The sequence below is a fragment of the Mangrovibacterium sp. genome, assembly GCF_059905295.1.
Window position 1 is genome coordinate 1 of the sequence record NZ_JBZQJF010000123.1, and the last position, 16,526, is coordinate 16,526.

The 16,526-nt window shown below is 42.2% G+C and carries 15 protein-coding genes; 13 read left to right on the forward strand and 2 right to left on the reverse strand.

What is annotated here, in order from left to right; all coding sequences use genetic code 11:
* The first annotated feature begins 115 nt into the window (after positions 1–115).
* The 8 genes from AC37HE_RS06525 (at position 116) to AC37HE_RS06560 (ending at position 9,640) form a co-directional block, all read left to right on the forward strand.
* Positions 116–748 (forward strand): hypothetical protein, encoded by a 633-nt coding sequence (locus AC37HE_RS06525; RefSeq protein ID WP_500781993.1) that lies wholly within the window; start codon positions 116–118, stop codon positions 746–748.
* Positions 749–760: 12 nt separating this feature from the next.
* On the forward strand, positions 761–1,585 hold the full coding sequence (locus AC37HE_RS06530) for a DUF3822 family protein (RefSeq protein WP_500781994.1): 825 nt from the start codon (positions 761–763) through the stop codon (positions 1,583–1,585).
* Positions 1,582–2,115, forward strand: a complete 534-nt coding sequence (locus AC37HE_RS06535) for an RsmD family RNA methyltransferase (protein WP_500781995.1) — start codon at positions 1,582–1,584, stop codon at positions 2,113–2,115. The genes AC37HE_RS06530 and AC37HE_RS06535 overlap by 4 nt, the downstream gene beginning before the upstream one ends.
* A 129-nt stretch (positions 2,116–2,244) precedes the next feature.
* Positions 2,245–3,234 (forward strand): Gfo/Idh/MocA family protein, encoded by a 990-nt coding sequence (locus AC37HE_RS06540; RefSeq protein ID WP_500781996.1) that lies wholly within the window; start codon positions 2,245–2,247, stop codon positions 3,232–3,234.
* A gap of 267 nt (positions 3,235–3,501) precedes the next feature.
* Complete coding sequence (locus AC37HE_RS06545) at positions 3,502–5,763, forward strand: aconitate hydratase (protein WP_500781997.1); 2,262 nt, start codon at positions 3,502–3,504, stop codon at positions 5,761–5,763.
* Between the two features lie 33 nt (positions 5,764–5,796).
* A complete protein-coding gene (locus tag AC37HE_RS06550) occupies positions 5,797–7,029 on the forward strand; it encodes an isocitrate dehydrogenase (NADP(+)) (RefSeq protein ID WP_500781998.1) in 1,233 nt (410 codons plus the stop codon).
* Position 7,030: 1 nt separating this feature from the next.
* A complete protein-coding gene (gene icd, locus AC37HE_RS06555; RefSeq protein WP_500781999.1) occupies positions 7,031–8,299 on the forward strand; it encodes an NADP-dependent isocitrate dehydrogenase in 1,269 nt (422 codons plus the stop codon).
* Between the two features lie 30 nt (positions 8,300–8,329).
* Positions 8,330–9,640, forward strand: a complete 1,311-nt coding sequence (locus AC37HE_RS06560; protein ID WP_500782000.1) for a citrate (Si)-synthase — start codon at positions 8,330–8,332, stop codon at positions 9,638–9,640.
* Positions 9,641–10,428: 788 nt separating this feature from the next.
* On the opposite strand, the gene AC37HE_RS06565 is transcribed toward AC37HE_RS06560, so the two are convergent.
* Entirely contained in the window at positions 10,429–10,917 is a 489-nt protein-coding gene (locus tag AC37HE_RS06565; protein WP_500782001.1) for an ArsC/Spx/MgsR family protein, read from the reverse strand.
* Between the two features lie 351 nt (positions 10,918–11,268).
* Between AC37HE_RS06565 and AC37HE_RS06570 the strand changes: the two genes are divergently transcribed.
* The 5 genes from AC37HE_RS06570 (at position 11,269) to modC (ending at position 15,786) form a co-directional block, all read left to right on the forward strand.
* Positions 11,269–11,619, forward strand: a complete 351-nt coding sequence (locus tag AC37HE_RS06570; protein ID WP_500782002.1) for a winged helix-turn-helix domain-containing protein — start codon at positions 11,269–11,271, stop codon at positions 11,617–11,619.
* Between the two features lie 212 nt (positions 11,620–11,831).
* Positions 11,832–13,016, forward strand: a complete 1,185-nt coding sequence (locus tag AC37HE_RS06575; RefSeq protein WP_500782003.1) for a porin — start codon at positions 11,832–11,834, stop codon at positions 13,014–13,016.
* Positions 13,017–13,056: 40 nt separating this feature from the next.
* Positions 13,057–13,851 carry a molybdate ABC transporter substrate-binding protein gene (gene modA / locus AC37HE_RS06580; RefSeq protein ID WP_500782004.1) on the forward strand — a complete coding sequence of 265 codons (795 nt, stop codon included), beginning with the start codon at positions 13,057–13,059 and terminating at the stop codon, positions 13,849–13,851.
* A gap of 169 nt (positions 13,852–14,020) precedes the next feature.
* Positions 14,021–14,710, forward strand: a complete 690-nt coding sequence (gene modB / locus AC37HE_RS06585; protein ID WP_500782005.1) for a molybdate ABC transporter permease subunit — start codon at positions 14,021–14,023, stop codon at positions 14,708–14,710.
* Positions 14,707–15,786: a molybdenum ABC transporter ATP-binding protein gene (gene modC, locus AC37HE_RS06590; RefSeq protein ID WP_500782006.1), complete on the forward strand. Its 1,080-nt coding sequence runs from the start codon at positions 14,707–14,709 to the stop codon at positions 15,784–15,786. Before modB ends, modC begins: the two co-directional genes overlap by 4 nt.
* Before the next feature lie 52 nt (positions 15,787–15,838).
* On the opposite strand, the gene AC37HE_RS06595 is transcribed toward modC, so the two are convergent.
* Positions 15,839–16,526 (reverse strand): DinB/UmuC family translesion DNA polymerase (locus AC37HE_RS06595; RefSeq protein ID WP_500782007.1); only part of this gene is annotated, 688 nt, incomplete at its 5' end.

Here is a 16,526-nt window from a genome sequence, read left to right on the forward strand (position 1 = left end):
GAGCTTCTATGTGTTTTTTTAACATCACGACGAATTTAAAAGTAATGGTCGAATTGTAATTTAATTTTTTTTATAAATTTGCATGCAAACAAAAACTAATCTTAAATATTCAAAGATGAAGACAGCAATTCAGATTGTACTAATAGCTATAGCCATCCTGCTTGGGTATTTGATCTTCAATAGCGTTCAAAGACCTATTGAGTTCCAAAAAGCAAAGAAAGCGAGATATGAAAAAGTCGTTGAACGACTGAAAGACATTAGAAAGGCAGAGCTGGCGTACAAAGATGTTCATGGTGAATTTACCGGAAGTTGGGATACTTTAATTGGCTTTGTAAAAACCGGAAAACTTCCATTAGTAAGAAAAATTGGTATGCTTACCGACAGTATGGTTGCTGCAGGTTGGACTGAAGAAACTGCCATCAAAAAAGGTAAAATCATTCGTGACACCCTATTTGTTAACGTACAAGATACCTTATTCGGAAAAAGTTTTGATCCGGAGACTCTGAAAGAAGTGCCTGTAAAAGACACAGCAGCACAATTCTACTTAGGAGCAACAATCATCACAACAGGTTCTGGTATTCAGGTTCCAATTTTCGAAGCTAAAGTGCACAACAACACAATCTTGAAAGGCTTAGATCGTCAATTGGTTATCAACCTGAATGATCAAGCACGTACAAATGAGAAATACCCTGGTTTGAAAGTTGGTTCGTTGACTGAAGCGAATAACAACGCAGGTAACTGGGAATAATGATGCAGTAGTATGCAACGAATTTCGCTTATTGACGAAACATTCGACATTAATTTCACATTAGAATATAAGTTATCCATCCAGCTTAGTCTGGATGGATTTTCTTTTTCTATACTCGACCAAATTCAAAACAAGGTCATCTATCTTTACCATCAGGAGCTTTTTGATGCTGAACCTGAATTCCTTCTGAAGCGAATTAAAGCCATCTACGAGGAATCAGATTTACTGGAGCTTCCCTTCAAGAAAACCCGGATTATTATCGTTGCACCCAATCGAACCACTTTAGTTCCTGTTGATTATTACCGGAAAGAAAACATCGCTGATTATCTTCAGACGACATTTCAAGCTTCTGAAAAGAAATGTGCCCAAAGCTCCCCGATTCCGGATGCCCGCTACAATGCCATTTTCGAAATACCAGAGGTAATTCTTGAATTTCTGAAGGAAAAACATCCACATGCAGATCTGGTCAGCAACCTTTCTGTAGCTTATCCCAAAGGCAACCAAAGCGAAAGTGTCTTGAAAATCACAATCTACAAAAAGCACATCGTGCTGACTGTGGTAGACCAGGACGGACTGAAATTCTACAATTGTTTCTTCCACGATGGTGAACAAGACATGCTTTATTACATTCTGGGGACTGTTAAAAACCTGGCGATTGAACCGGACAAAATCATTCTAGACGGTATTGTGAATAAACACGAAACAATCTATCACCGTTTGAAACAATATTTTCAACAGGTTGAAATTGCAGAGAATCCCAAAAGTATTCATTTCAGCTACCTGATCGAAAAATTACCCGACGCCCGATTTATCAATTTATTTAATAGCCTTGCATGAGAATAGTTGGAGGAGAATACAAAGGACGATTATTTCACCCGGGGAAAAGTTTCAAAGCCCGCCCCACAACGGATATGGCCAAAGAAAGCTTATTCAATATCCTGCAAAACCAGGTCGATTTTGAATCAATCAAAGTACTGGACCTTTTCTCCGGTACCGGGAGTATTTCTTTTGAGTTTGCCTCGCGGGGCTGTACCGATATTACTTCCGTTGAAGTAAACTTTCAACATCATCGGTTTATCAAAGAAGTGATCGCAAAGCTGGGGGAAAAAAGTATTAAAGCGATTAAGGCAAACGCCTTCCAGTATTGCGCTAAAACCGATCAAAGCTTCGACCTTATTTTTGCTGATCCACCCTACGATCATAAACAATTTGCCGAAGTTCCCGGCCTGGTTCTGAACGGTGATCTTTTAAAAAGCGGAGGGCTTTTCATTCTAGAACACTCCAAAAGTTACGATTTCTCCGATATCCCGGGCTTTTCAGAAGTAAGAAATTATGGAAGTGTCCACTTTTCATTCTTCAGAAAATAAGATACGTTAAATTTTAGCATTCCTTTCCCCTCTGCTATCGCTATTTTACTTCTGGTGATATAAACCTATCTGGTTTTTTCTATCTTTAGTCTTACTAAAAAATCATCAATTAACCAGAAGCCAGACAAAATGATTAGATGGGGAATTTTGAGCACTGCAAAAATCGGAGTACAAAAAGTAATTCCGGCTATGCAAAACTCCCGTTTGGGGAAGGTAACAGCAATTAGTTCCAGAAACTTAGATCATGCCAGACAAATCGCCGGGCAGCTAAACATTGAAAAAGCTTACTCGTCCTACGAAGAGCTTTTAGCCGATCCGGAAATCGATGCCATTTACAATCCCCTACCCAATCATTTACATGTTGAATGGACATTGAAAGCCTTACAAGCAGGCAAACACGTATTATGTGAAAAGCCGATTGGCCTGGACCAAGGCGAAGCCATCCGACTTAAGGATGAAAGTCAGCACTTTCCGAACCTGAAAGTCATGGAAGCTTTTATGTATCGTTTCCATCCGCAATGGCTGAAAACAAAGGAATTGATTTCAGCCGGCACCATTGGTACGGTAAAAACGATACAGGCTTTTTTCTCTTATTATAATGTCGATCCGAATAATATCCGAAACAAACCGGAGGTTGGCGGAGGAGCACTCATGGATATCGGTTGTTACTGCATCTCGTTTCCCCGTTTTATTTTTGAAGAAGAGCCAAAGGCTGTTGTTGGGAATATGGATAAAGACCCGGTAATGGGAACAGATCGCTTAACATCGGGGATTTTAAAATTTGCCGAAGGGAAGTCAGCAACCTTCACCTGTTCGACCCAGCTCACGCCATTTCAGCGAGTGCATATTGTAGGCGAACAGGGGCAAATTGTTGTCGAAATTCCGGTGAATGCGCCACCAACTGAAAAGGCCAAAATTACAGTGTGTACAACAAGTGGAAATGAGGACATTTATTTCGATGCTGTTGACCAGTATTCTTTGCAAGCAGATGCTTTCGCCAAAGCAATTATCGAAAATCTGCCGGTTCCTACTCCGCTGACCGATGCCATTGCAAACATGGCTGTCATCGACGCCATTAAGCTGAGCTCTGACAAAAGCGAGTGGGTATCTTTGACCTAATCCAACCGGCAACATTACGCAATTAGGTTCACCTGAGAGGAATTATAAACTTTTGACCAGAATTTATTTTGTTCAAAAAAAACAGACGCCCATTCTTCTCATTTTCAAATATTAAAATAGAAAAAGAACAATATACAAAATGCGAAATATGAAAAAAATCATCTTTTTTTTGATATATTAATGCTCTCGGAAAGAACCTTTAAGGTCCGATTTTGTTTAGAGAGTTGAATTTTATCACCGCAATTAATCGATTTAAAAACCATTCATATGTTTGATCTTGATTTAATCAAAAAAACCTACGGGAATTTTGGCCCCCGTATAGAATTGGCCAGAGAAGTTTTAAAAAAACCACTGACCCTTGCTGAAAAGATTTTGTACGCTCACTTATATGAGCCTCAAAAAGTAAAAAACTTCCAACGCGGAGCAGATTATGTTGATTTTGCACCCGACCGTGTTGCGATGCAGGATGCAACTGCGCAAATGGCTTTGTTGCAGTTTATGAATGCAGGAAAACCACAAACAGCAGTACCTTCAACCGTTCACTGCGACCACCTGATTCAGGCAAGTGTAAGTGGCAGAACTGACCTGAAATTTGCCATTGAGTCGAATAAAGAGGTTTACGATTTTCTTGAATCAGTATCAAATAAATATGGAATTGGCTTTTGGAAACCGGGAGCCGGAATTATCCACCAGGTTGTTCTCGAGAATTATGCCTTCCCGGGTGGTATGATGATCGGAACAGACTCGCACACTGTAAACGCTGGTGGTTTAGGTATGATCGCAATTGGTGTTGGTGGTGCCGATGCTGTTGACGTAATGGCAGGAATGGCTTGGGAGTTGAAATTTCCCAAACTAATCGGTGTAAAATTGACAGGAAAATTGAGTGGCTGGACCGCTCCTAAAGATATTATTTTAAAAGTAGCCGGTTTACTAACCGTTAAAGGTGGGACCGGATGTATTGTTGAATATTTCGGAGAAGGTGCCAAATCCCTTTCTGCTACTGGTAAAGGTACAATTTGTAATATGGGAGCTGAAATTGGAGCAACAACTTCAACTTTCGGTTACGACGAATCAATGGAACGCTACCTGCGTGCAACTGAGCGTGCCGAAGTAGCTGACTTGGCAAATACCATTAAAGAACACCTGACAGCCGACCAGGAAGTTTATGCTGAACCTGAAAAATATTTCGATCAACTGATTGAAATCAATTTGGATGAATTAGAGCCTCACCTGAACGGACCATTTACGCCTGACCGTGCGACTCCAATCTCAAAAATGGCCGAGGAAGCCAAAGCAAACGGTTGGCCAACCAAAGTTGAAGTTGGTTTAATTGGCTCATGTACAAACTCTTCCTACGAAGATATTTCACGTGCTGCCTCACTAGCACAGCAAGCTGTTGATAAGAAACTGAAGACAAAAGCTCAGTTTACAATCACTCCTGGTTCGGAACAAGTTCGTTACACAATCGACAGAGACGGCTTTATCGGTATTTTTGATAAAATTGGTGCCAGTGTATTTGCAAACGCGTGTGGTCCTTGTATTGGACAATGGAACCGCCCGGGTGCTGACAAAGGTGAAAAGAATACAATCGTTCATTCTTTCAACCGGAACTTTTCAAAACGTGCCGATGGGAATCCCAATACATATGCTTTTGTAGGTTCACCGGAATTGGTAACAGCCCTGGCCATTGCCGGAGACCTGACATTCAATCCGCTCACCGACACGCTGACAAACGAAAGTGGAGAACAAGTTAAACTTGACCCTCCTACAGGTGTTGAATTACCCAAAAATGGATTTGCAGTAGAGGATGCCGGCTACCAGGCTCCCGCTAAAGACGGTTCCGGTGTAAAAGTAGCAGTGGCTGACGATTCAAAACGTCTGCAGTTACTATATGCTTTCCCTGCTTGGGATGGCAAAAACCTAACAGGTGCCAAGCTCTTAATTAAAGCGGAAGGTAAATGTACAACTGACCACATTTCGATGGCTGGACCTTGGTTACGTTTCCGTGGTCACCTCGACAACATTTCGAATAACATGTTGATTGGTGCAGTAAATGCTTTCAATGGCGAAACGAATAAAGTAAAAAGCCAGCTGAATGGCGAATACGACGAAGTACCGAACGTACAACGGGCCTACAAAGCAGCCGGTATTTCAACCATCGTTGTTGGAGACCACAATTACGGAGAGGGATCATCTCGTGAGCATGCGGCCATGGAACCCCGTCACCTGGGAGTTAGAGCTGTTCTTGTAAAATCATTCGCTCGTATCCACGAAACAAACCTGAAGAAACAAGGTATGTTAGCCCTGACTTTTGCAAACGAAGCAGACTATGCAAAAATAAAAGAAGATGACACGTTCAACTTCCTGGATTTAGTTGACTTTGCTCCGGGCAAACCATTAAAAATTGAAGTTGTTCACGCTGATGGTTCAAAAGACGCTATCGTTGTAAATCATACTTACAATGAACAACAAATCGATTGGTTTAAAGCTGGTTCTGCACTAAACCTAATTGCAAAACAAAATAAATAACGAAATTACCTAATTGAATAAACGCACCCGAAAATGAGCAAAATTAAAGTTATCAATCCAGTCGTGGAACTGGACGGAGACGAAATGACACGGGTTATTTGGTCATTTATCAAAGAAAAACTCATCTTTCCTTACCTCGATCTTGATATTAAATATTACGATTTAGGCATGGAAAATCGTGATGCTACCGACGATCAAGTGACTGTTGACGCTGCTAATGCTATCAAAAAATATGGCGTAGGTGTTAAATGTGCAACAATCACGCCGGACGAAGCTCGCGTGGACGAATTTGGTTTGAAAAAGATGTGGAAATCGCCAAACGGAACCATTCGTAATATTCTGGATGGAACTGTTTTCCGCGAACCTATCATTATTAGCAATATTCCTAGATTGGTCCCAGGCTGGAAAAAACCAATCTGTATCGGCCGTCATGCATTTGGCGACCAGTACCGGGCAACTGACTTTGTTACAAAAGGAAAAGGAAAACTGACGATTACTTTTACACCGGAAGACGGAGGGAAAGAACAAAGTTATGAGGTTTATGACTTCCAGGGAGACGGCGTAGCCATGGCTATGTACAATACCGATGCTTCAATCATTGGTTTTGCCCGTGCTTGTATGAATCAGGCCTTGGATAAAGGCTGGCCTTTGTACATGTCCACTAAAAACACCATCTTAAAAAAATACGACGGACGCTTCAAGGACTTGTTCCAACAAGTATTCGATGAAGAATTCAAAGCTAAATTTGAAGCTGCCGGAATCACTTACGAGCATCGTTTGATCGACGATATGGTAGCTGCTGCCATGAAATGGGAAGGTGGCTTTGTATGGGCTTGCAAAAACTATGATGGTGATGTTCAGTCTGACACCGTAGCACAAGGTTTTGGCTCACTTGGGTTAATGACATCAACCTTGGTTACTCCCGATGGGAAAACCATGGAAGCTGAAGCAGCGCACGGAACAGTTACCCGCCACTATCGTCAGCACCAGCAAGGTAATCCAACTTCTACAAACCCGATTGCTTCAATTTTCGCATGGACCAGAGGGTTGGCCTTCCGGGGAAAACTGGATGAAAACCAAGAGCTGATCAATTTTGCAAAAAGTATTGAAGAGGTTTGTATTGAAACCGTTGAAAGCGGCAAAATGACCAAAGACCTGGCCTTGATAATTCACGCAAAAGACCTTAAAACAGAACATTACCTGACAACTGAGGAATTTTTGAGTGCAATTGATCAAAACTTACAACAAAAACTTGCGGCAAATTAGTATGGGAGAAGTTATTACCAGAAAGGACGGCAAACTTATCGTTCCCGACAATCCGATCATTCCGTTTATCGAAGGTGATGGTATTGGGAAGGATATTTCTGTACCCAGTCATAAAGTGATTGACGCAGCGGTTGAAAAAGCCTATGGAGGCCAAAAAAAGATTGAATGGAAAGAAGTATTAGCCGGCAAGAAAGCATTTGAACAAACCGGCTCCTATCTACCTGAAGAAACCATGGAAGCGTTCAAAAAATACCTGATTGGTATAAAAGGTCCATTGGAAACTCCGGTAGGAGGTGGAATTCGTTCATTAAATGTTGCCCTTCGTCAAACGCTTGACTTATATGTATGTCTGCGTCCCGTACGGTGGTTTAAAGGGGTTCCCTCTCCTGTTCGCTACCCATCGATGGTGGATATGCACATTTTCCGCGAAAACACGGAAGATATCTACGCTGGTATCGAGTTTATGGCTGGTGAAGAAAAGACACAAAAGTTTCTGAAATTTTTACAGGACGAGATGGGTATTAAAACCCAAATCAGGTTCCCAGAATCTTCTTCATTTGGTGTAAAGCCGGTTTCAAAAGATGGCTCCGAACGTTTGATTCGCGCCGCCATTCAATATGCAATCGACCGCAAATTACCGTCAGTTACTTTAGTGCATAAGGGAAATATCATGAAATTTACTGAAGGTGCATTTAAGAACTACGGTTACGATTTAGCAGAAAGTGAATTTGGCGACCAAACATTTACCTGGCGTCAATATCAACAGATAGAAAAAGAAAAAGGACAACTGGACGCCAAAAAGGTATTAGAGCAGGCTCAGGGAGCTGGTAAAGTGATTGTTAAAGACGTGATTACTGATGCCTTTTTACAGGAGAGTCTATTGCATCCTTTTGATCATTCAGTAATTGCAACACTGAATTTAAATGGGGATTATGTTTCTGACCAACTAGCAGCGATGGTTGGCGGTATCGGAATTTCTCCGGGCGCCAACATCAACTACGATAATGGCTATGCCATATTTGAAGCCACACACGGAACAGCTCCCAATATCGCCGGAACAGGAAAAGCAAATCCTAGTTCCCTACTCCTGTCCGGAGTCATGATGTTGGAATATATGGGCTGGACTGAAGCTTCAGAGCATGTGCTTGACGCCATGGAACACGCTTTTGCCAAACGCCGTGTTACTTCGGATCTGCACGCAATGATGGAAGGTGCTACCTTACTTTCCACCACTGAGTTTAGTGAGGAGGTAATCAGAAACATACATTAAAACTATCAAATCATTTAAATTAATTAAATCATGGAATACATAAAGAATAGGTTTTATGAGAAAACCAACAAGTGCATTTCGGAGTACCAAAAGTTAAGAAAAGAACACGGAGATAAGGTTCTGACTGAAATAACTTTTAACCAGGTTCTGACCGGAATGAAAGGAATTCCGGCTTTAATTACTGATACTTCCAAACTGGATGCCAATGAGGGGATCCGGTTCAGAGGTTTTTCAATCCCTGAATTGAGAAAAAGATTACCTCGGCTAAACCCGGAGGGAGAACCACTACCAGAAGGTCTTTTCTACCTGATGCTAATTGGTGAAATTCCCGAGGAGGAAGATGTTATCAACATTTCGAAAGATTGGGCAACGCGTGCACATGTACCTCAACATGTATTTGATGTTATTGACGCATTACCCAAGACATCAAAGCCAATGACACAATTCAGTACTGCCATCGTATCTATGGCCACTGAATCTGTTTTCCAAAAAGCATATCGGTCCGGCATTCACAAAAAGTACTATTGGGACTTTATGTACGACGACGTAATGAATCTCATCGCTCGTTTGCCTCGTATCGCAGCTTATATTTACAGAAGGTGCTATTATAAAGAAAAACATATCGAGCCGGATCCTCGTTTAGACTGGGCTGGTAACCTGGCTCACATGATGGGGCATGACTCAGACGAAGTAAAGCGGTTGATGCGACTTTACATGGTGATCCATGCAGACCACGAAGGTGGTAACGTATCGGCACACACAACTCACCTGGTCGGTTCGGCCTTGAGTAATCCCTATTATGCGCTTGGTGCTGGCATGTTGGGTCTGGCAGGGCCTTTACATGGTTATGCCAATCAGGATGTCATTAACTGGATCTTTGAGATGTTAGAAGATTTGAACACCGAAGAGCCAACCAAAGAACAAATTGAAGGATATGTGCAACGTACCCTTCAGGCAGGACGAGTTGTTCCAGGTTACGGACATGCAGTCCTCCGGGTCACAGATCCTCGTTTTTCAGCTCAAAAAGAATTTGCTGACAAATACATCAAAAACGACAAACTGGTAAATATCGTCAATACACTTTACGAAGTTGTTCCACCGATTTTGGGATCTGTTGGTAAAATCAGTAACCCATGGCCAAATGTGGACGCTTACTCCGGCTCTCTGTTATACCACTACGGTATAAAGGAACATGCTTTTTACACAGTATTATTCGGGGTATCCAGAGCAATGGGCGTCTTAGCTTCACTAATCATGGATCGCCTGTATGGATTACCTATTGAGCGTCCTGCGTCTTACCCACTCGATTGGTTTAAAGAACAAGCTGCAAAACCTGAATAAATAAATTTCAGCATAAAATTGAAGGTCATTTACGAATGTAGATGACCTTTTTTTGTCGGCAATTGAAATATTTCGAAGAAAATCAACCTTGTTAAGTTGTTAATAAATCGAATAAAACACAGATGAAAAATGCATTAAAACCGCGACATTAGCGGAACACAGAACTTATCAACAATTGTTAAATTCTGTTGTGTACTAACTGTTCATTTTTTTCTATGACAAAAACAGATCTTTTTCACCCACCCTCCCGTACACTTAAAACATCAGGTAAGCGATAAATGGCCGCTCCGAAAGATGAGGATGAGAAGAAAGCTTTTAGTTAAGCCGGAATCGATTCGAACAAGAAGATGAACTTGCCGTCTGAAGAGCCGAAGTTTAATGAAACAAGAAGAAATTCAAGGAGTAATTAATCAAGCTGATCGCCAAGCGTTCAATAAAAGTTTTGACCAAGCAGAGACTTCTAAAGGTAATTATTAAAAGAAGTTGCAGTAGGAAGAAATTCCGGACACTGCATTAGAGCAATGCACGGTATCGTAAGACGCCACACTCGTTAAATTCTGTGAGGACTTCGTTTGCGAAGGCTTTGTTTCGAAGCCGAACAAACATCCGGAAGGTTTTCCCCTAAAAAGGTTAACCCGAAAGATTAGGGCACGGGAGTAAGACTTAGGTTAAGCTCTATGCCAGCCGTAATAACAGTAGCCTGACACCAAAACAGCTTAATGCTGTGGAAGTGAATGGGAGCTATTCATCATGAGTAACTCCCATTGTGTTTTTATATAAACTTCAGTTTAATCACACTTATATCCATTATCTTTCTGCGCACAGACACTTAGGTTTTGTGCTAACAAAGATTGTGCTTCGGCATTTTGGACTTCCTTTATACCAATTAAAGCATCCAGTTTCTCCGGATCAAAACCAACCAAACGCTGATCTCCAATGACCATCAGAGGCCGCCGAATCAAAATAGGATCCTTCAATAGTGCTTCCAACGCTGTTTCCCGATTAAAACCATCCAGACTTATTTCGCCTTTCGCTACAGCAGGAGCATTCTTATTAAACCAATCCTTCACCTCTAGCTCATCAAAGAAAGATAATAACTCATCTTTTGTCCAATCATGATGAAGGAGATTTACTGCATCAACTTCGTGACCTGCCAAAGCTAAAATCTTCTTTTGCTTGGTATTATTGATACAGCCTGTTTTCTCGAAAAATACAATTTTTGCCATAAGTTCTTCTTTTATAATATAAGGAGCAAAAGCTCGTCCAAAATAAAGCAAACATTGATTTTCAACGCATTAACACATACATCGAATTGATAAACTACAAAATTGTAGGATGAACGTATCACCAGACGATTTTATCACCCACGAGACACAAGAAAGGGACCAACAATTAAGTTCTGGAAGAAAAAATCAATACAACCCATCAAAACAGGGGGACTTATTTTGTATTTTGGGCAAAACAAGGATCGAAAAGGCGAATTAAACAAGTAACGGAACCGAACATTTTTGTAAAAAGCAAATCAGTTCTTCCGACATAAATGTAGGAACCGTTTTTCACTCGAATACTAAACAACTGATTAAAAGATAACTAATACTTTTGGCATCATTTTTATAAAACTGGAAACCATGGCAAGACGATTTTATGTTACTGGCTCGCTTGAAATTTATAAGAACGGCGAGTGTTTTTTAGATAGCAGACGGATAGCCTTATTGAAGCTCGTAAAAGATACAGGATCGATAAATTCGGCTTCAAAACAATTGAAAATGTCATACCAGCAGGCATGGCACTATATCAAATCGATGAATGAGCTTTCTCCTCTTCCCGTTATCATGAAGCAGCGAGGAGGATCAAACGGAGGTGGAACAATTGTCACCAAATACGGAGAGGGCGTAATTAAAGAATTTGAAGCTCTGGCCGTAAAACATGCTGAATTTAAAAACGAGCTCGAGGAGTCTTTATGGCTATGTAAATTTTAAAACAATTGAGTCAACCAGGTTGGCTTTTTATTTGAAAACCGTTATTCACCAAAGAGAACAATGAATATGATTTGGAATAAGATAGGTAGATTTTCAACAGGTACCAACAGCATGGCCGGCAGCTGTTGTGTACCAGATAGGATCTTATCTATTTTTTTACCTTTCGTTATTCACAGGATAGATATCGAAACAAAAAACCAAAATTATTTAGCATGAAAAGATCAGTTAGAAATATACTAGGAGCTGTCTTAGCCTTGCTGTCAATTAACACCCCTTTGACATCGAGTGCTCAAGATTCCCAAAATAAAACCTTCAGCTTCGCCCAATTTCAAAAAGATAAAGCCTTTAGCCCAATTGTTGGTGTTGAAAGTTGGTTCACCTACTCAATGAACGAAGAAAAAAATGGCGTGAAATATGCCAACAGATCAGACGCTTCATTCCGTCGTTTACGCTTTGGAGCCAAAGGTTCACCCTACAGCTGGCTCAGCTATCAGATTGAATTTAACCTCGACCGATTGGGGGAAGATCCCTACGCTTCAACAAAAGGTTCATACAACGGATTTAGTATTTGGAAGGCTTTCATCTCAGCCAAACTATCCAAGGATGACTTGCTTCATCTTCAAGCCGGATATTACTGGGCTGCCATTTCGCTCGACTACATGGCCAGTCCGTGGTCGGTATCATCGTTCGATAAGACCAGATCCGACTGGTATCTAAGAAACTTCATGACTGGAAGAGGAAACGGCATTGAAAGTGGATTCGGTTTTGGAGGGTTGAAGAACTTCGACGGATTCGGGATTAACTACCAGGTAGGTGCTTTCTCCCCTGCTGCTTTCAATGGACCCGAGCATGCCAATCCTCTGTTGACGGGCCGCGTGATGTTCTCCTTCGGTGATCCGGAACAAAAAACCTATAAAATCAGACATTCCGGAAACCACTGGAATGCCCGTAACGGAGTAACCATCGGGTTGGGAGGAGCAACAATTGGCAAAGTCGATAATGGCGATGGAACGGCATTCAACAAATCGAATGCTTACGGTGCTGATATTTCTGCGACTACCGGAGGCTTAAAAGTAGAAGGCGAATATTACAAGATGAAACGTGAAGCAAGTGGATATGATGATTTCGACGGAACAGAATGGTTTGTTCGCTGCGGTTACAATATCCCGGTCAAAGGAACATTTGTTGAACCTACTTTCACCTACGACAGCTATAAAGGTAAAGGAGAAAAAACACTTTATAAGTATATTGGCGATGACAAATCATTTGATGTTGGGGTAAACTGGTATCTTAACAAAGATAAGTTAAAGCTTTCCCTTCACTATGTGAACCAAAAAGGATCAACCTCGTCCAATGTAGGCGACTATTTGGGAATGGCATTACAAGTGAGGTTATAAATTGATTATTCGAATACAAAAACTCAAAATTCACGCCCATATGAAAACAAAATTCATAAGCCAATCTGTTGCATTCAGCCTGATTATTGCAACGATCGTGCTTACATCCTGCAGCAGTAGCTCAAAGAAAGCAGCAAGTAAATCACCGGCCGAAATAACAGTATTTGCGGCTGCCAGTCTCACCAATGTTTTGAGCGAGCTTATTGACTCGTTTGAAGTTACCAACAACGCCAAGGTAATCACCAATATGGCCTCAAGCGGAACTTTGGCCCGACAAATTGAGCAAGGCGGAACACCCGAAGTTTACATCTCGGCCAGTAAAAAGTGGGCTGACTATGTCGATAGCCTGGGTTTTATTCAACAACCATTTAAGGCAAAGATTGCACAAAACGACCTGGTATTTGTCGCACCAAAGGGAAGCGAGATCGAACCGTTTACCGTTGACAGCACCCTGGATATAATGCCCCTGTTAAAAGAAGGTCGCTTATCAATTGGAGATCCAACGCATGTCCCGGCCGGCAAATACGCCAAGCAAGCTCTTACTTATTACGGATGGTACGACAAATTAGCCGACCGTTATCTGCCGGCCAAGGATGTTCGTTCGGCACTAATGGTGGTTGAATTGGGCGAAGCACCCCTGGGAATTGTTTACCGTACCGATGCTGAAGAATCAAGCAAAGTGAAAATCGTTGGTACCTTCCCCGACAGATCGCACAAACCGATCGTTTATGTGGCTTGCATGCTAAAAGAAAATGCAACCGCCAAAGCCTTTTACGAATACATTCAATCAGAGGCAAGTGCAGCGATTTGGGCTAAATACGGTTTCAAAAAGTAAGAAAGCTATTTTTCTTCCATAACAAAAGTTCTACATATCAACAAAAACGTAAGATTAGTCTAAGCCACTAATCGCAGGCTTAATACTAATTTTACGTTTTGCTTTTTTAAGTTATAAATTCCTCCAACAAGCACGATTAATCCTATATTAATCATCAAATAGCTATCGAATGAGTATTTTCAGTTTCACAGCTTCCGAACTCGAAGCCATTAAACTATCGGTTGGTGTAGCGGTTTATTCTTCCATTATATCGCTTCCCTTTGCCCTTTTATTTGGCTACTTACTGGCACGCAGACAGTTTGCAGGCAAATCAATCGTGGAGAGTATCCTTCACCTGCCATTGGTCATGCCTCCTGTTACAACCGGTTACTTGTTACTGCTGGTATTAGGCACCCGTGGCTTTATCGGGAAATGGCTCTATGCTGCTTTCGGTATCAAGCTGGCATTTACCTTCGAAGCTGCTGTTATCGCCTCCGTGTTTGTTTCCTTCCCGCTTATTGTCCGCTCCATCCGAACAGCAATCGAAATGGTTGATCCGGGCCTGGAAGATGCCTCGCGCATTTTAGGAGTAGGCCGGTTGAAAACCTTTTTCCGGATAACAGTGCCACTGGCTGCTCCGGGAATTGTATCGGGAACGATTCTGGCTTTTGCCCGTTCGTTGGGGGAATTTGGTGCTACCATCACCTTTGCAGGAAACATTGCCGGTGAAACACAAACACTTCCACTGGCTGTTTTTGCCTATATGCAGGTGCCGGGCAAGGAAATAGAAACACTCCGACTGGTCCTGATTTCGGTGCTGATTTCACTTGTAGCCATGACTCTATCCGAATTATACATCCGTAAAATGAAACGCTCATGATCCAGGTTGATATTCAATTGAAGCGCGACAATTTTGATGTTGTTGTCAAGGAAACATTTGGCATGGGTATTACCGGACTCTTTGGTCCCAGTGGCTCAGGAAAAACATCGCTTTTAAACGCCATCTGTGGTTTGGCCAAGCCCGAAAAAGGATTCATCTCCATTAGTGGCAAGAAGGTGTTCGGCGTCGATGAAAAAATTAATGTCCCCGTGGAGCAGCGCCGTATTGGATATGTGTTCCAGGAAGGACGACTCTTCCCGCACCTGACCGTTGAAAAAAACCTGCGCTATGGTATGAAAAAAGCAGACGACAACGGGATGTTCAATAAAGTTGTGGAACTGTTAAAACTAGGCCACATTCTGAAAAGCAGACCAGCTAAAATTTCGGGTGGCGAACGGCAACGAACCGCGATTGGCAGAGCACTCCTCTCCTCTCCTGAGCTATTGCTGCTCGACGAACCTTTTTCAGCCTTAGATGCAACTTTACGGCAACAGATTTTGCCATTCATTCTGAAGATTCAGCAAACCATCAATGTTCCGATATTAGTGGTTAGCCACGATATTACCGACCTGCTGAAACTAACCAACCGCTTATGCCTGATGAAAGAAGGTCGGGTTATCGGTCACGACGACTACCATGTTTTGCTGCGACAACCGGAACTTCAGCCTTCGTTTAGCAGTCACAGCCTGATTAACGCTGTAAACATGACCGTTGCCTTAGTCGATGAGGAAAAAGGAATCACCACGCTCAGTTATGGCGGAAAAGAAAACTGGATTAAGGTTGTATGTGAGAAAAGCCGCCTGACTTACAGCAAGGGTGATCAAATCAAGATTTTCATTTCCAGTGATGATATTGCTTTATCGTCACGCCGATTACCCTATATAACCATTCAGAACCAGCTGGAAGGAGTTATTCAGGACATCATCAAACGCGGCAATGTGCGCATCTGCATCGTCAATGTTGGCTTTCCGCTCCTCGTTGAAGTTACGGCTGAATCCTTGAAACGGATGGACATTGGCATTGGCTACCCGGTATGGTGCTTGTTTAAGTCGGTAGCCATCGATGTGGCCAGTTAGGGCAAGTTCAAAGTTTTGAGTTTCGAGTTCCATCAATCCTTCAATCTAATCGCTAGAACTCGATTGTCAATTGCACCGGCCCTGTTTCTTCGTGCGGGAAGTTCGATAAGGTAAGTCCCAGCAAACGGATTCCCTTTCCATAGGGTGCCTCGTTAGCCAGTAGCTCATCTGCTACAGCATGAATAGCTTCTTTGGTACGAAACAGGTCCAGCTGTGTTCGACTACGGGTAATCTGTTCAAAATCGGCAAACTTGATTTTCAAGGTTAGTGTGCGGCCAAAGGTTTGCGACCGCTGCAAACGTCTCCAAACTTCATCTTCTATTTTTGCCAGCTGTTCCCGAAGATCATCCAGCTCGGTGTAATCTTCCGAAAAGGTGTTCTCAGCCCCCAACGACTTTCGTTCGCGCGATGAGACCACCGGCCGGTCATCTTCTCCCCGAACAATCTTATAATAATAGGCACCGGCTTTCCCAAACTGACGAATCAGATCAGCCTGCTCCAACTTTTTCAGATCGGCCCCTGTGTAAATACCTTGCTTATTCAGTTTCTCAGCTGTCTTCCGGCCAATACCAAAGAATTTGTCAATCTCCAGCTTCTCCAGGAAAGCTTCGGCCTTATCCGGTGTTATCACAAACAGGCCATCAGGCTTATTCACGTCCGAAGCCACCTTCGCCAAAAACTTACAGTACGACACCCCGGCCGAGGCCGTCAACCCGGTTACTTCTTTAATACGGGCTTTA